At 69.9% G+C, this 19324-nt stretch carries 19 protein-coding genes; 5 read left to right on the forward strand and 14 right to left on the reverse strand.

Annotated elements, in window-relative coordinates; translation table 11 throughout:
- Positions 1-10: 10 nt before the first annotated feature.
- From murI to BN1187_RS10535, 8 genes are all read right to left on the reverse strand, one after another.
- Entirely contained in the window at positions 11-832 is an 822-nt protein-coding gene (gene murI / locus BN1187_RS10500) for a glutamate racemase (RefSeq protein WP_040161488.1), read from the reverse strand.
- Positions 833-874: 42 nt separating this feature from the next.
- Positions 875-1165 (reverse strand): FeoC-like transcriptional regulator, encoded by a 291-nt coding sequence (locus BN1187_RS10505; RefSeq protein WP_052462602.1) that lies wholly within the window; start codon positions 1163-1165, stop codon positions 875-877.
- Positions 1162-3126, reverse strand: a complete 1965-nt coding sequence (gene feoB, locus BN1187_RS10510) for a ferrous iron transport protein B (protein ID WP_040161491.1) — start codon at positions 3124-3126, stop codon at positions 1162-1164. The genes BN1187_RS10505 and feoB overlap by 4 nt, the downstream gene beginning before the upstream one ends.
- A complete protein-coding gene (locus tag BN1187_RS10515; protein ID WP_072042054.1) occupies positions 3123-3353 on the reverse strand; it encodes a FeoA family protein in 231 nt (76 codons plus the stop codon). Before BN1187_RS10515 ends, feoB begins: the two co-directional genes overlap by 4 nt.
- Before the next feature lie 120 nt (positions 3354-3473).
- A complete protein-coding gene (locus tag BN1187_RS10520; protein ID WP_052462773.1) occupies positions 3474-4733 on the reverse strand; it encodes an anaerobic glycerol-3-phosphate dehydrogenase subunit C in 1260 nt (419 codons plus the stop codon).
- A gap of 12 nt (positions 4734-4745) precedes the next feature.
- A complete protein-coding gene (gene glpB / locus BN1187_RS10525; protein WP_040161496.1) occupies positions 4746-5996 on the reverse strand; it encodes a glycerol-3-phosphate dehydrogenase subunit GlpB in 1251 nt (416 codons plus the stop codon).
- Positions 5993-7567 (reverse strand): anaerobic glycerol-3-phosphate dehydrogenase subunit GlpA, encoded by a 1575-nt coding sequence (gene glpA, locus BN1187_RS10530; RefSeq protein WP_040161499.1) that lies wholly within the window; start codon positions 7565-7567, stop codon positions 5993-5995. Before glpA ends, glpB begins: the two co-directional genes overlap by 4 nt.
- Before the next feature lie 135 nt (positions 7568-7702).
- Positions 7703-8653 (reverse strand): sugar-binding transcriptional regulator, encoded by a 951-nt coding sequence (locus BN1187_RS10535; RefSeq protein WP_040161502.1) that lies wholly within the window; start codon positions 8651-8653, stop codon positions 7703-7705.
- 263 nt (positions 8654-8916) lie between these two features.
- Here BN1187_RS10535 and glpK point away from each other — a divergent pair, with 263 nt between their 5' ends.
- Complete coding sequence (glpK, locus tag BN1187_RS10540) at positions 8917-10437, forward strand: glycerol kinase GlpK (RefSeq protein WP_040161505.1); 1521 nt, start codon at positions 8917-8919, stop codon at positions 10435-10437.
- 84 nt (positions 10438-10521) lie between these two features.
- Here glpK and BN1187_RS10545 read toward each other — a convergent pair whose 3' ends face one another.
- Positions 10522-11079, reverse strand: coding sequence for a DUF2017 domain-containing protein (locus BN1187_RS10545; protein WP_040161508.1), 558 nt, complete (start codon positions 11077-11079; stop codon positions 10522-10524).
- On the reverse strand, positions 11076-11381 hold the full coding sequence (gene clpS / locus BN1187_RS10550; protein WP_040161511.1) for an ATP-dependent Clp protease adapter ClpS: 306 nt from the start codon (positions 11379-11381) through the stop codon (positions 11076-11078). The genes BN1187_RS10545 and clpS overlap by 4 nt, the downstream gene beginning before the upstream one ends.
- A 40-nt stretch (positions 11382-11421) precedes the next feature.
- On the opposite strand from clpS, the gene BN1187_RS10555 reads away from it, so the two are divergent.
- Together BN1187_RS10555 and BN1187_RS10560 are read left to right on the forward strand one after the other, a co-directional pair.
- Complete coding sequence (locus tag BN1187_RS10555) at positions 11422-12738, forward strand: nicotinate phosphoribosyltransferase (protein WP_040161513.1); 1317 nt, start codon at positions 11422-11424, stop codon at positions 12736-12738.
- Positions 12735-13307, forward strand: a complete 573-nt coding sequence (locus BN1187_RS10560) for an isochorismatase family protein (protein ID WP_040161516.1) — start codon at positions 12735-12737, stop codon at positions 13305-13307. Before BN1187_RS10555 ends, BN1187_RS10560 begins: the two co-directional genes overlap by 4 nt.
- Positions 13308-13326: 19 nt before the next feature.
- On the opposite strand, the gene BN1187_RS10565 is transcribed toward BN1187_RS10560, so the two are convergent.
- From BN1187_RS10565 to BN1187_RS10580, 4 genes are all read right to left on the reverse strand, one after another.
- On the reverse strand, positions 13327-14190 hold the full coding sequence (locus tag BN1187_RS10565) for an alpha/beta fold hydrolase (protein WP_097677329.1): 864 nt from the start codon (positions 14188-14190) through the stop codon (positions 13327-13329).
- 22 nt (positions 14191-14212) lie between these two features.
- Positions 14213-16360, reverse strand: coding sequence for a 4-alpha-glucanotransferase (malQ, locus tag BN1187_RS10570; RefSeq protein ID WP_040161518.1), 2148 nt, complete (start codon positions 16358-16360; stop codon positions 14213-14215).
- A 35-nt stretch (positions 16361-16395) separates the two neighbouring features.
- Positions 16396-16944, reverse strand: a complete 549-nt coding sequence (locus BN1187_RS10575) for a MarR family winged helix-turn-helix transcriptional regulator (RefSeq protein ID WP_072042055.1) — start codon at positions 16942-16944, stop codon at positions 16396-16398.
- A 121-nt stretch (positions 16945-17065) separates the two neighbouring features.
- Positions 17066-18433 carry an MFS transporter gene (locus tag BN1187_RS10580; RefSeq protein WP_052462603.1) on the reverse strand — a complete coding sequence of 456 codons (1368 nt, stop codon included), beginning with the start codon at positions 18431-18433 and terminating at the stop codon, positions 17066-17068.
- A gap of 41 nt (positions 18434-18474) precedes the next feature.
- Between BN1187_RS10580 and BN1187_RS10585 the strand changes: the two genes are divergently transcribed.
- Both BN1187_RS10585 and BN1187_RS10590 read left to right on the forward strand, forming a co-directional pair.
- Entirely contained in the window at positions 18475-18741 is a 267-nt protein-coding gene (locus BN1187_RS10585) for a DUF3039 domain-containing protein (RefSeq protein ID WP_235750654.1), read from the forward strand.
- Positions 18742-18802: 61 nt separating this feature from the next.
- Positions 18803-19300: a SixA phosphatase family protein gene (locus tag BN1187_RS10590; RefSeq protein ID WP_040161524.1), complete on the forward strand. Its 498-nt coding sequence runs from the start codon at positions 18803-18805 to the stop codon at positions 19298-19300.
- Positions 19301-19324 lie beyond the last annotated feature (24 nt).

Consider the following 19324-nt stretch of genomic DNA (forward strand, 5'->3'; position numbering starts at 1 on the left):
CTTCCCAGCGTCATGAAGCCGACGTGCCGACCCCCACCACTTGCTGAGCCGCCTCGACGAAGCCGCGCGTGAGGCGGCGTCCGATGCCGGCGAACTTCTCGGGGTTGCCCGTGGTGAGGAACGTGTGCTGGCCCTCGTGACCGTCGTGGCGCAGCAGGCCGAGATCGGTGAGGGTGACGTACGTCTCCCGCGCGCACTCGTCCGCGGACGACACGAGCGTCACCCCCTCCCCGAGCACGTAGGTCAGGACGCCCGCGAGCAGCGGGTAGTGCGTGCAGCCCAGGATCAGGGTGTCGATGCCGGCCTCCTGCAGCGGCCGCAGGTAGTTCTGCGCGTCCGCCAGCAGCTCCGGGCCGCCGGTGATGCCGGCCTCGACGTAGTCCACGAAACGCGGACACGCCGCGGTGAACAGCTCGACGTCGGGAACGGCGGCCATCGCGTCGTCGTAGCTTCGCGACTGGGCGGTCGCGACGGTGCAGATGACGCCGATGCGGCCGTTCTTCGTCGCCCGGACGGCCCGGCGCGCGGCCGGGAGGATCACCTCGACGACCGGCACGTCGTAGCGCTCGCGGGCGTCCCGCAGCACCGCGGACGAGGCCGAGTTGCAGGCGATGACCAGGGCCTTCACGCCCTGGCGGTACAGCACGTCGAGGGACTCCAGCGAATACTCGCGCACCTCGGGGATCGTCTTGGGGCCGTAGGGGGCCCGGGCGGTGTCGCCGAGGTAGACGATGTCCTCGCCGGGTAGCTGGTCCCACACCGCCCGTGCGACGGTGAGCCCGCCGAAGCCGGAGTCGAAGATGCCGATGGGCGCGTCGATCGAAGTCACGATCGCCGATTCTACGGCGGCCCCGGACCGAGCCGTGGACGCCGCTCAGCGGCGACGCAGGGTCAACGTGACGAGCGCGGGTCCGCTGCGTTTCGCGGACGGCCCCGACGCGCCGCAGCCGGGCGCGCCGTCGGCCGTCCCGGACGCGCAGCTCGAACAGCCGCCGCCCGGGCAGCCCATCGCGAGTTCACGGGCCTCAATGCGACCCATCCGCACGAGGTGGTCGACGCTGGCGTCCACCACGTCCGCGCTCAGCCCGGTGCGCTGGGCGATCTCGGCCTTGCTCGAGACACCGGCCTCGAAGGCGTCCAACACCTGATGCAGCGGTCCGCTCACCAGAACAGCCTCCCGACCTGGAAGATCAGCACCGCCGACGCGTAGGCGACGGTGAACTGCACGGCAACGCCGAACAGCGTCCATTTCAGCCCCACCTCGCGCCGCTGGGCGGCCAGGGTCGCCACGCACGGTGTGTAGGCCAGCAGAAACACCAGCAGCGCCAGCACCGCCGGCAGCGGGTGCCCGCCGGACGATTCGTGGAACGTCTGGATCAGCCGCGCTCCCAGCTCGCCGCCGCCGCTGCCGTCGGGCTCGGCCACCGCGTAGGTCTGCGACCACGACGAGATGACGGTCTCCTTGGCGACGAAGCCGACGATGAGGGCCGAGGTCGTCTGCCAGGCCGCGAAGCCGGTCGGCTCGAACACCGGCGTGATCGCCTTCGCGCCGACGGCGTACGCGGAGTGCTCGACGTCCACCTCGCCGAAGCCGCCCGCGCCCGGCTGCGCGGGGATGGACTGGAACAGCCAGACCAGCATCACGGTGAGGACGATGACGCCGCCGGCCCGGCGCAGGAAGTCGGCCAGCCGCGACCACGCCACCGCGGCGGTCAGCCGCAGCGTCGGCACCTGGTAGGGCGGCAGGTCGATCACGAGCGGCTCGGTGCCCATCGAGCGCCACAGCGTCTTCCGCAGGACGAGCCCCACGAGGACGACGAACAGGATCGAGACCAGGTACATCGCGAACACGACGGTGCCGGCGGCCCGGCCGAAGAACACGGTGCCGACCATGACGTAGACGGTCAGCCGCGCGCTGCAGGACGTGAACGGCACGAGCAGCACCGTGAGCAGCCGCTGGCGGGCGTCGCCGAGGATGCGGGTCGCGCTGATCGCCGGCACGTTGCAGCCGAAACCGACGACGAGCGGCAGGAACGCCTTGCCGGGCAGGCCGATGCTGCGCATCATCCGGTCCGTGACGACGGCGGCGCGGGCCAGGTAGCCGGAGTCCTCCAAGAGCGCGAGCAGCACGAACATCAGCGCCATCAGCGGCGCGAACGTCAGCACCATGCCGACGCCGGCGATCAAGCCGTCGACGAGCAGGCCGTGGACCCACGTCTCCCCGAGCCCGACCGAGGTGAGGCCGCCGCTGACGGCGTCGGAGACGGGACCGGAGAAGAACGTGTCGAGGGCATCCTGCAGCGGCGCGGCCACCGTCGTGGTGATCTGGAACACCAGCCACATCACGACGAGGAAGACCAGCGGGCCGAGGGTGGGCGCGGTGACGACCCGGTCGATGCGGTCGGACCAGTTCACCCGGGCCTGGCCGGAGTCGCTGGTGGCGCGCTGGACGGCCGCGTCGATCCAGGCGAAGCGATCGTCGGCGAGCTCGAGCTCGTCGGTCGTCTCGGGCAGGGCACGCGGGCTGGCGGGCGGTTGCGCCACCTGCTGGAGGACGGCGCCGGTCAACTCGTCGATTCCGCGGCGCCGGCGCGGGTCGATGGCGACCACCGGGCAGCCGAGTGCCGCCGCGAGCTCGCCGGCGTCCACGTCGAGGCCCTGGTTGCGGGCGACGTCCACCATGGTGAGCGCGACGACGACGCGCAGGCCGCTCTCCCGGACCTGGGCGACGAGGTACAGGCTGCGAGCCAGGTGCGCGGCGTCCACGGTGACGACCACCACGTCGGGCGCCTCGGCCCGGGGGACCGAGACCAGCAGGTTGCGGGTGAGTTCCTCATCGGGGCTCATCGGGTCGAGGCTGTAGGCGCCCGGCAGGTCGATCAGCGCGATCTCGCCGGACGCGCTCTCGCGCGGGGTGCGCCACACGCCCCGGCTGACCTCGACGGTCGTGCCGGGCCAGTTGCCGGTGGTGACGCGCAGGCCCGTGAGCGCGTTGAAGAGGGTGGACTTGCCGGCGTTCGGGGTGCCCGCGAGGGCCACGACCGGAGCGTCCGCGGAGGCGATCGCGTCGGCAGCCCCGTGGCAGCTGAGCGTGGAGCGGGAGGGGGCGCGGTGCTCGAGACTCATGCGGCCGCGACGGTCATGGCGGCGAGGACGCCCTTCGCGAGCGCGACGCGTGACCCGGCGACCAGGACGAGGCGTCCACCGCCGGAGAGCCGCTGCACCACGCTCACCTCGGCGCCGCGGCGCAGCCCCAGCGCGCTGAGGCGGCGGGCGACCGGCGCCTCGACGTCCGCCGACAGCAAGGTCATGGACTGATTCATCGGTACCTGGTCCAAAGCGATGCGCTCCATGGAGGAAAGGCTAACCTAACTTCCTGATTTCGGGCACGGAATCGTCGTAAAAATAAGACGGCCCCCGCCCCGAAGTGGGGGCGAGGGCCGCCGCCGCTCAGGACGCCTCGGTCCGGGCGGTCAGGACAGTCCGAAGGCGCGGTGAAGCAGTTCCGCAGGGTGGACGGTCGGCACGCCGGTCGACTTCTGGATCTGCCAGCGGCAGGTTTCTGTGTCGCAGACGGCGAGCTCCTTGTTCGTGGCCTTCACCATGTCGAAGAGCGGCTTGCCGACGGCCTGGGCGATCTCGTACTTCTCCTTCTTGAGACCGTACGTACCGGCGATCCCGCAGCACGTGGCGTTGGAGTCGACGACCGTCAGCCCCGGGATCAGCCGCAGCAGGTCGGCCGCGGGCGTCCCCATGCCCTGGCTCTTGAGCTGGCAGGGGGCGTGGTAGGGCACCGTCATCTTCAGGGGACGCAGCTCGTCGACCGGGAACTCGCCCTCGTCGTACAGGTCGAGCAGGAACTCGGAGAACTCGCGGACGTGGGCGGCGACGTCCTTGAGCTCCTCGTCCTCGACGCCGAGGATCTCGTGCGCCTCGTGCTTGAGCATGCCGGTGCAGGAGCCCGACGAGCTGATGATCGTCAGATCCTTGCCGGCACCCCGCAGCTGGTCCACCAGGGTGCGGACCGACTTCTTCGCCGACTCGAACAGACCGTTGCTCTGCTGGGCCAGGCCGCAGCAGCCCTGCTTCGGGACGAGGACCTCGTAACCCAGGTGCTCCAGCACCTCGATGCTCTTCTTGGACGTCTCGACCTCGAAGTAGCCGCCGGCGCAGCCATGGAAGAAGACGATGGGTCCCCGCGTGCGCGGCGTCGTCGGAGGCGTCCGCTTCTTGAGCCAGCCCTGCAGCGTTTGAGTGCGCGCGGTCGGCATGGGCGCGTCGCGGTGGACGCCGACGACCTTCTCCATGACGACGCGCGCGGGCTTGAAGCCGAGCACCGCGTTCGCCACCGGGGCGACCGGCGTCATCGCGGTGCCCATCAGCGTGGTGCGGCTGATGAGCTGGTCGCGCACCGGGACGCCGTGCTCCTGCTTCATCTTGGCCCGGGCCAGCGAGTTGAGCTCTGCGACGTTGACCCCCTGCGGGCACACCAGCGTGCAGGTGCCGCAGCTGGAGCAGTAGTCGACGGAGTGGTCCACCGATTCGCCGTCGCGGAAGCGCTCGCCCTGTGGGCCCACGAACTTCGGCCCGGAGAACAACGGTGTCACCGCCGAGACGGGACAGCTCGTCTCGCAGATCGTGCACTTGACGCAGTGGTCGAGGGTGGCGCGGGCCAGTTGGTTGCCGAGCCGCTCCCCCGCGTCGGGGGCGGTGTCGCGCTTGAGAGCGTTCATGATGTTCATGGTTCAGTTCCCTTCCCGCAGGATCGTGTCGGCTGCCCGCACGGCGCTCGCCGCGGCGATGCCGTCGCCTGACTTCTCACTCCAACGCATGGCGCCGGCCAGCAGGCCGCCCGCCGCGTAGAAGTTGCTGTGCACCGGAGCCGAGTCGGCGTCCAGCACCCGCATCGACTCGTCCACGCGGACGCCCACCTCGAACAGCTGTTGCTCGCTGCCCCAGTAGTCGCCGTGGATGAGCTTCTCCGCGCTGGACTCGGTCAGCGGCAGCCCGAACGTGGTCTCGCTGATCGCACCGTACGAGTCGACGGCCAGGGCACCGCTCTCGAAGCCGCCCGGAGCGAAGACGAAGTGGCGCGCGGCGTACTCACGGGCGCGTCCGGCCGAATCGATCGACACCGAGACGACCCGATCGCCCTCGACGCGCTTGTCGATGACCTTCGAGCCGGTGATGAACCGGACGCCCTCGTCGCGGGCGATCGCGCTCAGCGTCCGATACAGACGCAGGCCGGGGACGCCGGGCGGCGGCAGCGGGATCTCGAAGACCGGGTGGTCGACGATCTGCTGCACGTCGCGCCAGGCCTCGTGATCGTCCAGCCCGAGGATGCCGGGCAACCCGACGATCTCGCCGGCGCGCACCTCCTTGGCGACAGCCTTGGCGAAGGTGGCCCGGACGCTCGGGTCGTCCAGCGCCCGGGCGTAGGTGAGGCCCGTGGTGTCGCGCTCGTCGCGCACCGGGACGTCGATGGTGACGGCCCGCGCGCTGACCGCGCCCCCTGCGGGCACCTCGGCCCGGTCAAGGTTGCCGGCGATGAGGTCGGCCTGGAAGTCCTTGAGGCGGCGCAACCCGACGATGACGTAGGACGCCCCGTCCTTCAGGTCGCCGGCCGCCATGCTCTCCTGCGCCAGCGCCGTCGGGCGGACGGCGCCGACCGCGGTCGGCAACTGGAGGTTGACCTCGGGATCGCCGACGAGGAGGTCCGGCAGCAACTCCGCCAGGAAGCCCGCGGCGTCCCGCACCGTGTCGGCGCCGAGCAGACCGTACGGGTGCCCCGGGTGCCCCGCGGCGAAGTCGCCGAGGGCGTCCAGCGGCCGGGTGACCCGGTCGGGGGCGTAGCCCAGAATGTCGATGGTGCCCTGGGACAGCTGCAGCCCGCCCGGGCCCTTCGAGAGCAGCGAGACGCTCATGCCCCCGCGGGCCAGGCGCAACGCGGTGGTGAGCCCGGCGAGTCCGGACCCGATGACAATGGCGTCCCTCATCGGACGACCTCCTCGGTGGCATGGGGAAGATGTTCGACGTCGAGCGTTCCTTGGAAGATCCAGTCGTCCAGGGCGGTCTGCCGCACCTGGTCGCCGTAGAGGATGGGCCACAGCCCGATCCAGCGGTTCTTGAGGAACAACCGGAGCAGGCCGGTCGCGCGCTCGATGTCGACGGCGCCGGACTGGTGAGCGATGCCCGCGGCGCGCATGGCGCAGAAGCCGCCCTGGCACGGGCCCATGCCGAGGCGCAGCTGGCGGCGCAGATCGTCGAGGGTGCCATCGGGCTGCTCGGCGAGCGCGCGGGTGAACATGCCGCGGCTCATCAGCTCGCACTCGCAGATGATCTGGTCCTCGAGGCGGTCCTCCTCGCGGTCCTCCAGCCGGTGCGTGATGACGTAGTTCTTGGTGCCCTCGGGCGGGATCTCCTCCTCCGCCGTCGTGCAAGGGCGCATCTGACCCATCTGCTCACACATGGTGTCCACGATGTGCTCGGCCATCAGCCGGTACGTGGTGAGCTTGCCGCCGCCGATGGTGAGCAGCCCCTTGACGCCGTCGGTCTGGAGGTGATCGATGACGGCCATGCCGCGGCTCATGTGCCGGGTGTCGGACGCGGCGACGCGGTCGTCCTTGATCAACGGCCGGGCGCCCGACCAGGCGTGCACGGCGCGGGCCCTGCGGAAGCCCGGGATCAGCTGCTCGCCGGCGTCCAGCATCTGCTGGACCTCTTCGCGCGGGATCGGCAGCTCATCGGGGTCGGTCTCCTTGACGTCCGTGGTGCCGATGACCGACACGGTGTGGACGGGGACCAGGATGTCGCCGTCAGCCGGGTAGATCAGCCGGTTGATCACGGTGTTCACGAGCCGGTGGTTCATCGCGATCATGATGCCGCGGCCCGGGATGACCGGCACCTCGGGCAGCCCCGCCATGCGGGTGATCTGGCCGGCCCACGGACCGGCGCAGTTGAGGACGAACTGGCAGTCGATCTGGACGTCCTCGCCGCCCTTCTCGTCGCGGCAGAACACCGCACGCACCTGGTCGCCGTCGTGTTCGATGCCGGTGACGCGGTGGTAGGTCAGCACCTGGCCGCCGTGCTCGATCGCGGAGCGCGCCGCGCCCCACACGAGCTGCCAGCCGTCGACCGAGGCGTCCTGCACCTCGATCGCGCGGAAGATGCCGGGGTTCAGGCGCGGCTCGCGGCGCAGCGCCTCCTGCACCGAGATCTCCTGGGCGGGCACCCGGGTGGCCTGGGCGCCGGCGAGGAACCGGTCGGCGTAGTCGGGATCGTCACCCGGGGTGGCCACGAACAGCCCCCCGATCTTCTCGACGGCATCGGGCTGGATGCGGGTGATGATCGCGTTCTCCTCGGCGCACTCGGTCGCGGAGCCCGGATCGCTGACCACGTAGCGGCCACCCGAATGCAGGAGTCCGTGGAAGCGCCCGGTCGTCCCCTGCCCGAGGTCGGCCCGATCCACCAAGATTGCTTTGAAGCCGCGCATCGCCGCGTCCCGCACGACGCCCGCGCCGGTGGACCCGCCACCGATCACCACGACGTCCGCTTGAAGCCTCTTCACAACGATTTCCTCTCTGGCTCGCGGCCCATCGTCGGCGACGGGCAGCTTCAGACTATGAGTCTCTACCCGGATCTGGGTAGGCATTCTTCAACTACGAAAGACGCGCACACTCATATTGCGCCTGTGAACAGACGTTCAGAGCCGATCGGCCACGGCTCGGGCGGTCATGTCGTCGCAGACGAGGTCCGTGGCCACGCCGGCGCGCAGCGCGCCGAGCAGCGCGGGAGCCCGGCGGGGGTCGGGGACGACGCAGATGCGTCGCGGCACCTTCTGCAACTCGCGCGGGGTCAGCCCGGTGGCGCGGTCGTTGAACGCGATGTCGTTGTACGAGCCGTCCTCGCGCAGCAGCACCGTGCAGACGTCCCCCACGGCGCCCTGCCGCTCGATGACGGCGAGTTCGTCGGAGTCCAGGTAGCCCGCCGTGTAGACGTGCGAAGGGACGCCGCCGTGCAGCGACCCGACGCCGAAGATCGCCACGTCGAGGCGACGCTGCAGGTCGAGGACGCGCATGATACTGCGCTCGCGCCACATCGCACTCTTCGTGTCGGGGTAGTCGAAGAAGGCTGGCACGGGGAACAGGGCGACCCGCGCCCCGTATTTCTCACCGATGGACTGCATGATCGCCCCGACGTACGGCGAGGCCGAGTCGAATCGATTGGTGCTGCCGTTCATCTGGACGATGGTGACGCCGGTGAGCGGACGCGGCTCGACGTAGCGCGCGATGTGCGTCATGGTCACGCCCCAGGCGACGCCGACGAGCTGGTCGTCCGCGACGACGGAGTTCAGCAGGGTCGCGGCGTGCCGGGAAACCCTCTCGAAGCGCGCGTTCAGCCGGGCGCCCTCCCCCACGTTGACCAGGTGCACCTCGATGCCGAAGTGCTCGCTGAGCTTGAGCGCGACGGGAGAGCGCGAGCCGCTGTGTTCGGCGAGCTCGATCCGTACGAGTCCGCGGGCGCGCGCCTGGCTCAACAGGCGCGAGACCGACGAGCGGGACACACCCAGGCCGCGGGCGATGGTGTCCATCGTCTCGCCCTGGATGTAGTAGCGCATGGCCGCGTCGTACATCTGCTCGTACCGATCGCTCATCGGCCTCTCCCGGGGTTTGCACATGCGTGCGATAGCTCTTGTCGTTTGTGCAGTAGCGTAGCAGCCGGGGTGGCTTTCTGAACAGGGTTCGGCCTGTCGAACCCTACGCGAGCGGTTCGCCCGCCCTCAGGATGAACGAAAGCGCGCGCGCCGGACGGGACCTGAACAGTCGTCCGAGGGTGCACCGGGGGCCTGGCGCGCGTGCGCCGCGCACCCGGTATTTTCTGGCAGGTACCGTCCAACGTCCGTACGGAGGAATTTTCATGCCGCATCAAGACCAGTACGTCATGGCCATCGACCAGGGCACGACGAGCACCCGAGCGATCATCTTCGACCACAGTGGCCAGATCGTCTCGACCGGGCAGAAGGAGCACGAGCAGATCTTCCCGAGGGCCGGCTGGGTCGAGCACGATCCCCAGGAGATCTGGACGAACGTCCGTTCGGTCGTGGCCGAGGCTCTCGCCCATGTCAGCCTGAACAATCACGACATCGCAGCCGTCGGCATCACGAACCAGCGCGAGACCACCGTCGTGTGGGACCGCGAGACGGGTAAGCCGGTCTACAACGCGATCGTCTGGCAGGACACCCGCACCAGCAAGATCATCGAGGAGTTGGGCGGCGGCGACCAGAACAAGTACAAGGATCGCGTCGGCCTGCCTCTGGCGACCTACTTCTGCGGCCCGAAGGTCAAGTGGATCCTCGACAACGTGGACGGGGCCCGCGAGCGGGCGGAGGCCGGCAAGCTCATGATGGGCACCATCGACACCTGGGTGCTGTGGAACATGACGGGCGGCGTGGACGGCGGCGTCCACGTCACCGACGTGACCAACGCCTCGCGCACCATGCTGATGGACCTGAAGACCCTGTCCTGGGACGAAGAGATCGCCAAGGACATGACGATCCCCATGAGCATGCTGCCCGAGATCCGCTCCTCCTCCGAGGTGTACGGCACGAACCGCCCGAAGGGTCTGATCGCCGGCGTCCCGATCGCCGGCATCCTGGGCGACCAGCAGGCCGCCACGTTCGGCCAGGCCTGCTTCGAGGTCGGCATGGCCAAGAACACCTACGGCACCGGCAACTTCATGCTGCTCAACACGGGCGAGGAGATCGTCCCCAGCGAGAACGGCCTGCTGACCACCGTCTGCTACAAGATCGGCGACAACAAGCCGGTCTACGCGCTCGAGGGTTCGATCGCCGTCACGGGCTCGCTCGTGCAGTGGCTGCGCGACAACATGAAGATGTTCAGCAGCGCTCCCGAAGTCGAAGAGCTCGCCAAGCAGGTGGAGGACAACGGCGGGTGCTACTTCGTCCCGGCGTTCTCCGGCCTGTTCGCCCCGTACTGGCGCTCGGACGCCCGCGGCGTCCTGGTGGGTCTGACCCGCTACATCAACCGCAACCACATCGCCCGCGCGGCGCTGGAGTCCACGGCCTACCAGACGCGCGAGGTGCTGGACGCCATGAACGCCGACTCCGGGGTCGACCTGACCGAGCTGAAGGTGGACGGCGGCATGACCGCCAACGACACCCTGATGCAGTTCCAGGCCGACATGCTGGGCGTGCCCGTCGTTCGCCCCGTCGTCGCCGAGACCACCGCGCTCGGTGCGGCCTACGCCGCCGGCATCGCGGTCGGCTACTGGAAGGGCGAGCAGGACGTCATCGACAACTGGAAGGAGGACAAGCGCTGGGAGCCGACGATGGACGAGGCCGAGCGCGAGCGCCTCTACCGCCAGTGGAAGAAGGCCATCGAGCGCACCTTCGATTGGGTCGACGACGACGTGAAGTGAGCGATCACCGATCACCTGTCGGCCGGGCCGGGGCACACGCCCCGGCCCGGCCGCTGTGCAGGTAGCGGTGCCGCGCCGCCTTCGTCAGGAGTGGACGGCCTCCAGCAGGGTCTCCAGGACGTAGCCGAGCCACTCGTACAGGTGCATCAGGTTGCGGCGGGGGTCACGGGACGGCAGCCGGGAAAGCTTGCGCTGGGAGCGCTCGTCGACGATGCCCAGGCGGGCCGCCATCGCGAGCCGGACGGCGTTCAGCGTCTTGATCCACGGCCCGACGTGGTCGTCGGGGATGACGAGCCGCTCCTCGTTGATCGTGTCCAGGTCGGCCAGGACGATGTCCGCGTCGGCCACCCGGCCACGGATGGCCTCCTCATCGGTGAACCGGCGGAACTCGGCCGCGGCCTCGGGATCGTCGGGGTAGGCGTCCGGGAAGAGTCGCTGGACGACGGGGTCGGTGCGGTCGAGCTCGGGGCGGTCGGCGTCGGGGAATCCGTTGAACAGCTTCTCCAGGGGATCGACGTCGCGGACAGCCTCGCGTCCGCCCATCACCTCGACCACCTGGTCGACGAGGGAGGCCAGCAGGCTGACCTCAAACTCCTCGAACTCGGCGCTGAGTCCGGCGGGCGTCCGTTCGAACGCCTTCACTCGGAGCGCTCCAGCGTGGCCCACAGGCCGTAACCCTGCAACGCGGCGACGTCGCGCTCCATCTCCTCGCGCGTCCCGGAGTTCACGACCGCCTTGCCCTGCGTGTGCACCTGCATCATGAGGCGTTCGGCCTTCCCCTTCGGGTAGTGGAAGTAGGTGACGAACACGTGGGTCACATAGGTCATGAGGTTGACGGGGTCGTCCCAGACGAGGGTCACCCAGGGCGTCAGCGCCTGCTCGGCCGGACGTTCGGCGACCGCCGTCGAACCGGCGGGCGCGCCGGGTGTCTGCGGAAATGCCATAACCACCATTGTGACAGACCCTGTGGTTAGGCTGACCCTCATGATCACCACGACGGCGCTGCTGACCGATCACTACGAGTTGACCATGATCAAGGCGGCGATAGGTTCAGGGACGGCCTTCCGGCGGTCGGTCTTCGAATTGTTCCCCCGCCGGCTGCCCGAGGGCCGCCGCTACGGCGTCGTCGCCGGCGTCGGGCGCATGCTGAACGCGCTGGAGAACTTCACCTTCGACGACGCGACCATCGACTTCCTGCGCCGCACCGGTGTCGTGGACGACCCCACCGCGCAGTGGCTGTCGACGTACCGCTTCACCGGCGACATCTGGGGCTACCCCGAGGGGGAGCTGTACTTCCCGAACTCGCCGCTGTTGCAGGTGGAGGGCACGTTCGCCGAGGCCTGCGTCCTCGAAACGCTGCTGTTGTCGATCTACAACTACGACTCCGCGGTCGCGTCCGCGGCGTCCCGCATGACGTTGATGGCAGGCAGCCGCCCCTGCATCGAGATGGGCTCGCGCCGCACCAACGAGTGGGCCGCCGTCGCGGCCGCGCGCGCCGCCTACATCGCGGGCTTCGCTTCGACGTCCAACCTCGAGGCGGGGCACTCCTATGGGGTGCCGACCGCGGGCACCGCCGCGCACTCGTTCACGCTGCTCCACGACACCGAAGAAGAGGCCTTCCGCGCCCAGCTCGCCTCCCTGGGCGACAACACGACCTTGCTGGTCGACACCTACGACATCCGCGAGGCCGTCATCAAGGGCGTCGAGTTGACCGATGGACGCCTCGGCGCCGTCCGCCTCGACTCCGGCGACCTGGCCGAGCTGGCCGTCGACGTCCGCAAGCTGCTCGACTCCCTGGGCGCCGACAAGACCCGCATCATCGTCACGTCCGACCTCGACGAGTGGCAGATCGCCGCGCTGCGCGGGGCCCCCGTGGACGGCTACGGCGTCGGGACGTCGCTGGTGACCGGCTCCGGGCACCCCACCTGCGGCTTCGTCTACAAGCTCGTCAGCCGCGCCACCGGCGACTCCGCGGACTCCCCCATGGAGCCCGTCTACAAGAAGTCGCTCAACAAGGCCACGGTCGGCGGGCGCAAGTTCGCGCTGCGCCGCCTCGACTCCTTCGACCGCGCGGAGGCGGAGGTCGTCGGCATCGGGGCCCCGGCCGACGGCGACAACAACGACCGCGACCTGCTGGTCCCGCTGGTCACCAACGGCGAGATCGTCGGACGCGAGGAGCTCAGCGTCGCACGCGACCGCCACCTCGCCGCCCGCGACGAGCTCCCCCGCGCCGCCCGCAAGATGTCCAAGGGCGACCCCGCGATCCCGACCATCTACCTCGATGAGGAGGCCGCCCGATGAGCACCGCGCTCATCATCGTCGATGTCCAGAACGATTTCTGTGAGGGAGGGGCCCTCGCCGTCGACGGCGGCGAGGCGACCGCCAGCCACATCTCCACGTACCTGGCTCAGCAGCCGGACTACGCCGCGGTCGTCGCCACCCGCGACTGGCACATCGATCCCGGCGCCCACTTCAGCGACGACCCCGACTTCGTGACGAGCTGGCCGCGGCACTGCGTCGCGGACAGCCCCGGCGCCGACTTCCACCCGAACCTGCGCTACCGCACGTTCGACGGCGTGTTCGACAAGGGCCAGTACGACGACGGCTACTCCGGCTTCAGCGGCAAGGAATCCTCGACGCGCGCCAAGCTCGGCGACTTCCTGCGCCGCCTCGGCGTCGACTCCGTCGAGGTGTGCGGCATCGCCACCGACCACTGCGTCCGCGCCACCGCGCTGGACGCCGCGAGCGCGGGCTTCGCCACGACGGTGCTCGTCGACCTGACCGCCGCGGTCGACCCGGCCGGCATCAAGAAGGTCTACGCCGAGTTCGCCGACGCCGGCGTCCGCGTGCGCCGCAACAACCTGGCGTAATGACGCCGCCGAAGACCCGCTAGAGAAGGAAGCTCCGCAGTGCAGCGCCGAGTTGGGCGGGGTTCTCCTCGGCCATGTGGTGTCCAGAATTGATGACGACTCGCTGGGGTTCCTGTCGGCACCAGGCGCGCCAGATGTCGCTGGGGTCGCCGTACAGCCTCTCCATGTCATCGCGGCTGGACCATCCGACCAAGCTCGGGCACTCGATGACGCGCCCAGCGGCCCGATCGGCAGCATCGTTCGCTCGATCAATGCTCAGGCTGGCCCGGTAGTCCTCAAGCATCGCCCGGACAGTCGCTGGGTTGGTGACCGCGGCGACCATGTCCTGATAGTTCTCGTCGCCCATCTGCCGCCGGTCCGGCCGGTACCAGGCGAGTGGGTCCGCAGTGATGACGCGCTCGGCCTGATCGGAGGCGAAGAAGAACCAGTGCCACCACTCTTGGGCGAAGCGCGCGTCGACCCGCTCAAGGGCCTCGAGGATGGGAACACTGTCCAGCACGGCGAGGCGAGCCACTCGCTCCGGGTGGTCGAGCGCGCACCGGTAGGCGACGTAGCTGCCACGATCGTGGCCGACCACGGCGAACCGCTCATGACCCAGTTGTGACATCAGACGCGCGATGTCATCGGCCATCGCGCGATCGCAATAGGCGTGGTGCTCCGGGTCGGGAGAGGGAGTTGACGACTGCCCGTAGCCGCGCAGGTCCGGGCAGACGACCGCGAGCCCGGCCCTGACGAGGACGGGGGCGACGGCGTGCCACGTCGTGTGGGTGCGCGGGTGTCCGTGCAAGAGGACCACGGCGGGGCCCTCCCCGGCGTAGCGGACGCGCAGTGTGACATCGTCGTCGACAGCCACCCGAGCCCGGGCGAAGCCCTCGAAGATCATGCCCGTCCGCTCGCCAGCGCCGTCAGTGCGTGGCCGGCGGGACGTCTTGTCCGTTCATCACGGCGGCGAGCCTGGCGGCGCGCGGGTTCACGAACACCTCTTCGAGCAGCAGCGGCCGCTTGTCGGGCCCGCTGAGCGGAACGCGCCAGTTCGGGTACTCGTCGATCGTGCCCGGCTGGTTCTGCGTGCGCTGGTCGCCGACGGCGTCCGTCAGAGCCGCGTTGAGCACGCGCGACGGCGTCCGGGTGAGGAAGCGATGCATGGCCAGCACCATCTGCTCGACCTCGTCGACACCCTCGCCGGCGCGCAGCAGGCCTCGGGAGGCCAGCAGCTCTTTCCACTCGGCCAGCTCGCGGCGCAGGCCCTCCATCTCGTGGTCGAGACTCTCGGTCAGGACGCCGAGGCGGTCCTGCAGACGCAGGTGGTTGCCCTCCAGGTAGCCGGTGGTGGGCGGCAGGTCGTGCGTGGTGACGGACGCGAGGCAGTACTCGCGGTACCGCTCCGGCGGCAACAGGACGCCGTCGGAGTCGCGCTCGAACCAGGCGACGGAGGTGCCCAGGACGCCTCGTTCGCGCAGGTAGGTGCGCACCCACGGCTCGACGGTGCCGAGGTCCTCCCCCACCACCAGCGCGCCGGCTCGCGTGGCCTCGAGGATCACGATGCCGACCATCGCCTCGTGGGCGTAACGGACATAGCTGCCCTTGGTCGGCTGCATGCCAGCCGGCACCCACCACAGGCGGAACAACCCCATGATGTGGTCGATGCGGATGCCGCCGGAGTGACGCAGGATGCCCGCGACCATCGCCCGGAACGGCTCGTAGGCGAGCTCCTCCAGCCGGTCGGGTCGCCAAGGCGACTGGCCCCAGTCCTGGCCGAGCTGGTTGAAGTGGTCCGGCGGTGCGCCGACGCTCACCCCACCGGCGAACACGTCGCGGTCCATCCAGACCTCCGCGGAGTCCTGACTCACCCCGACCGCCAGGTCGTTCATGACGCCGATGCACATGCCGGCGTCCTTGGCCGCGTTCTGCGCCAGGCTCAGCTGGCCGTCGGCGACCCACTGCAGCCAGATGTTGAAGGCGACGTCGTCCGCGTGCTCCTTGGCCAGGGCGGCCACGGCGGGCGACTCGGGATCGCGCAGGTCTTCGGGCCACTCGCGCCAGTTCATGCCGTGCAGGCTCACCAGGACGCACCAGATCGCGAAGTGCTGCAGGCTGCGGCCCTCGCGGGCGACGAAGTCGTCGCGGCTCATCTGTCGGGCGGCGGAGCGTCCGTCGTCGTAGACGATGCGCAGCGCGTCCATCTTGGCGGTCCAGATCGGATCGCGTTCGATGCGGTCGAGCTCGCCCACGCGCGCCATCAGGTCGTCCTTGATCGCCTGGATCTGCTGGCGCTTCTTCTCCGGCAGCGTCGCGTACTCGGCGATCGACTCGGGCCGGATGTAGAGAGGGCTGACGTAGCGACGGCTGCTCGGCAGGTAGGGCGACGGCTCGATCGGCGGCATCGGCTCGGCCGCGTGGAGCGGGTTCGTCAGCACGTAGGACGCCTGCTGCTGCGTCGTCGACCAGATGGCGAGGTCGGCCAGGTCGGCCAGGTCGCCCATCCCCCAGCTCTCCAGCGAACGGACGCTGTACAGCTGCGTGGAATAGCCCCACACGCGCCGCGATCCCATGCCGGCCGGGAACCCGAGGAAGCGGGGGCTGACGATCAGCGTCGACTCCGCCACCTTCTCGTCGGATTCCAGCCGCAACCGGTGGTAGCCCGTCGGCAGGTCCGCCGGGATCCAGAACGTCGCCTGCCCGACCAGGCGGTCGTCGACCCAGCGGTCGGGCTCCCAGTCGTCCACCTGATAGGTGTCGCGCCAGCCGCCGTCCTCGAGCTGGACGGTGAGCACCGCGGGCGCCCCGGCGTCCACGTGGACGGTCACGTGCGTGCCGTCGCCCTCGATCACCGGGACGCACGGCGGCAGTGGGCGACGCCAGGACCGCAGCTGCAACTCTGTGAGGGCCGCCTCCGCCCGCTCCGGCGTCGAGGCGTCCACGTCCATGCCCGCGAGGATGCCGACGATCGTGTCGTCCTCGATGTCGGTCGGCCTGCCCTTCCAATCGGTGAAGGAGGTCGCGATCCCGAAGGCGTCGGCGAGTTCGACGAGCGTGGGGTTGAGGTGCGCCATTGCGTGACTTTCTGCTGAACAGGGCCGGAGCTCGGTCAGCCTACCGCCTCGACGCCGCCCCCACCGGAGGAGTCGACGGGCTGGTCATCCCCGCGCCAGGCGGCCTCGAAACCGGCCAGCAGCTTGCGCAGCAGCACGGCGATCTCGTCGGACTGCTCGCACGTCAACGCGCCCAGCAGGTCGCGTTCGAACGAGATGAGGTCGGCCAGCGCGGCGTCCACCACCTTGGCCCCGGGCTCGGTCAGCCGCACCCGGACGCCACGCCGGTCGCGCGGGTCGGGCAGCCGCTCGACCATGCCTCGCGCGGCGAGGCGATCGATGCGATTGGTCATGGTCCCGGACGTCGAGAGTGTCTGGTGGATGAGCGCGCCGGGCGACAGCTCGTACGGCGCCCCCTCGCGGCGCAGCGCCGCGAGCACGTCGAACTCCCACACCTCGAGTCCGTGCCCGGCGAACGCCTCCTTGCGCGCGAGGTCGAGATGGCGGGCGAGCCGGCTGACCCGGGAGAAGACGCGCAGCGGGCTCGCATCGAGGTGCGGCGCCTCGGTGCGCCAGGCCTGGAGGATGCGGTCGACTTCGTCCATGCTTGAGTGACTCCTTCTCGATGTCGAGACTCTAGCGGTCAACTCACTACCACCACGAACGGTGGTCACATGTGCGTTCGTTCATGTTCGCGCTGAGCACCCATGCACACCGCACCATCCGTTACGGGTCCGGAAGGAGCTGTTGCGCGGTGTGGTTCTGCACCGGCCCGACGCGGCGGCTCACGACGACGGCTGCGACGATCACCACCACGAGCACGCTCATCGGGGCGCCGAAGGCGGGGACGTCCAGGCCGAGGCCGTGGAAGAAGGCGAACAGCGTCCCTGCGACAGCACCGAGCAGGGACATGCCGATCGCCTCGCCCACCTGCAGGGAGCTCGTGTTTCGCCCCAGCTGGGCGGGCTCGGAGAGCAGCATCACGGCGAGCGACGTACTCGCGGTCTGCAGGCCCATGCCGGCGCCGGCGATCGTGGCGCCGCCGACGACGACCCCGAGCCACAGCGACGGCCACCAGCTGCCGGCGGCGATCAGCGCCATCCCGGCCGCGACGCACGCGGCTCCGAGGGTGATGATCTCGTCGCGGCGCAGCCGGAGCCACGGTCGCGCCTGCACCCACGAGCCGACCACCCAGCCCACGGACGCGATCGTCACCACCATGCCGGCCTGCACGAGGCTCAGCCCGCGCAGCTGCACCAGCATCAGCGGCAGGAACGACTCGCCGGCCATGAACGCGCCACCCGTGAGCAGCCGGACATTGATCACCGCGGCCATCCCGGGCGCCAGCGGTCCGTAGCCGGCCGGCATCAACCGCGGCATGCCGACCACCAGCAGCCCCAGTCCGGCCGCGGCCAGCACCGCCGACAACCACGTCAACTGTTGCCCCGCGACCTGCAGCAGCGTGATGCCGACGGACACGAGGACGGCCGCCCCCAGACCGACCGGGGCCGGGCCGTCCTCCTCACGGTGCAGGGGGATCGGGGTGCGCCGCAGCGCCGGGAACAGGAACGCCGCGCCCAGCAGGACGAACGGGACGATCCCCCAGAACACCGCGTGCCACGACAGCGTCTCGGTCAGCCAGCCGGCCGCCGCTGGCCCGATGAAAGACGGCAGCATCCAGGCGGCGGAGAACCACGTCATGACCCGCGCCTGATCGGCCGGGTCGAACACCTTGCCGACCGTCACCATCAGCGCCAGGTTCACCGAGCCGCCGCCCAGGCCCTGCACGAAGCGTCCGACGAGCAGCACGGGCATAGCCGGTGCCAGCGCGGCGATCACCAGCCCGGCGCCGAACAGGGCGAGACCGCCGACCAGCGGGGGCACCGGACCGCTGCGGTCGCACAGGCGTCCCGCGATCACGATGGCGAGGATCTGTGCGATCGAGAACGCTGTGAACGCCCACGCGTACAGCGCGACGCCGGCCAGGTCGGCCGCGGCCGCGGGCATGGCCGTCGTGACCGCCTGCGCCTCGAAGGCGATCGCGGTCACCAGCATCAACAGGCCGACGACCAGACCGCGGAGAGAGGAGGACACGGGGGTTATCTCACCATGAACACCCCAGTAGGATGAAACGCGTGACTGATCTCGCTCCCGGTTCCCAGACCGTCCTCGACGAACGCACCGATCTGCGTCCCGACGAGGGCGATCACGAGCGGTTCTCCCACTACGTCGCCAAGGACAAGCTCACCGAGGCCATGGTGATGGGCACCCCCGTCGTCGCGCTGTGCGGCAAGGTGTGGGTTCCGAGCCGCAACCCCGACCGCTACCCGGTCTGTCCCGAGTGCAAGGAGATCTGGTCCTCCCTCAACCCCGGCCAGGGCGGCGACGACTCCGGCGAGTAGCGACCGATCTCGCCCACCCGACCACTCCCCCGTGGCGCGGCCGTCCGCCTAGACTCCAGGCATGGCCGGCAAGACCCTGCTCCTGATGCGCCACGCCAAGTCGTCCTGGAAGACCAACGAAGCCGACGCCACTCGGCCCCTGTCGGGCCGAGGAACCCGCGATGCCGTCGTCGCCGGCGAGACCCTCGCGGACTTCGACATCGACGTCCTGCTCTGCTCCACCGCGTCGCGGGCCCAGCAGACCTGGCAGTGCGCGCTGATGGGCGGCGCGAGTGCGAGCAGCGTCAAGATGCGCGACTCCCTCTACGCCGCGTGGCCCGAGCAGATCCTCGACGAGATCCGCGAGCTGCCGAGCGCCACCCGGACGGCCCTGGTGATCGGCCACCAGCCGGCCATGGGCGAGCTGATCGTCAACCTCGTCGCCGCTTCCCCGCTCAGCGGGCGGGTGGCGGAGAAGTTCCCGACGTCTGCGATCGCCGTCCTCACCTTCGACGGCAGCTGGGAGGAACTCGCCTACGGCGACGCCGTCCTGCGGGCCGTGGAGGTTCCGCGCGGCTGATCCGTCCGGCAGCCTCTACCATGC

This window comes from Nigerium massiliense, from assembly GCF_000826085.1.
GTDB classification, from domain to species: domain Bacteria; phylum Actinomycetota; class Actinomycetes; order Propionibacteriales; family Propionibacteriaceae; genus Propioniciclava; species Propioniciclava massiliense.

Coding starts and splice junctions, on each gene's coding strand:
- feoB (WP_040161491.1), bottom strand. CDS start 3,126: ATGAGTCTCGAGCACCGCGCCCCCTCCCGCTCCACGCTCAGCTGCCAC.
- BN1187_RS10515 (WP_072042054.1), bottom strand. CDS start 3,353: ATGGAGCGCATCGCTTTGGACCAGGTACCGATGAATCAGTCCATGACC.
- BN1187_RS10520 (WP_052462773.1), bottom strand. CDS start 4,733: ATGAACGCTCTCAAGCGCGACACCGCCCCCGACGCGGGGGAGCGGCTC.
- glpB (WP_040161496.1), bottom strand. CDS start 5,996: ATGAGGGACGCCATTGTCATCGGGTCCGGACTCGCCGGGCTCACCACC.
- BN1187_RS10535 (WP_040161502.1), bottom strand. CDS start 8,653: ATGAGCGATCGGTACGAGCAGATGTACGACGCGGCCATGCGCTACTAC.
- glpK (WP_040161505.1), top strand. CDS start 8,917: ATGCCGCATCAAGACCAGTACGTCATGGCCATCGACCAGGGCACGACG.
- clpS (WP_040161511.1), bottom strand. CDS start 11,381: ATGGCATTTCCGCAGACACCCGGCGCGCCCGCCGGTTCGACGGCGGTC.
- BN1187_RS10555 (WP_040161513.1), top strand. CDS start 11,422: ATGATCACCACGACGGCGCTGCTGACCGATCACTACGAGTTGACCATG.
- BN1187_RS10560 (WP_040161516.1), top strand. CDS start 12,735: ATGAGCACCGCGCTCATCATCGTCGATGTCCAGAACGATTTCTGTGAG.
- BN1187_RS10565 (WP_097677329.1), bottom strand. CDS start 14,190: ATGATCTTCGAGGGCTTCGCCCGGGCTCGGGTGGCTGTCGACGACGAT.
- malQ (WP_040161518.1), bottom strand. CDS start 16,360: ATGGCGCACCTCAACCCCACGCTCGTCGAACTCGCCGACGCCTTCGGG.
- BN1187_RS10575 (WP_072042055.1), bottom strand. CDS start 16,944: ATGGACGAAGTCGACCGCATCCTCCAGGCCTGGCGCACCGAGGCGCCG.
- BN1187_RS10590 (WP_040161524.1), top strand. CDS start 18,803: ATGGCCGGCAAGACCCTGCTCCTGATGCGCCACGCCAAGTCGTCCTGG.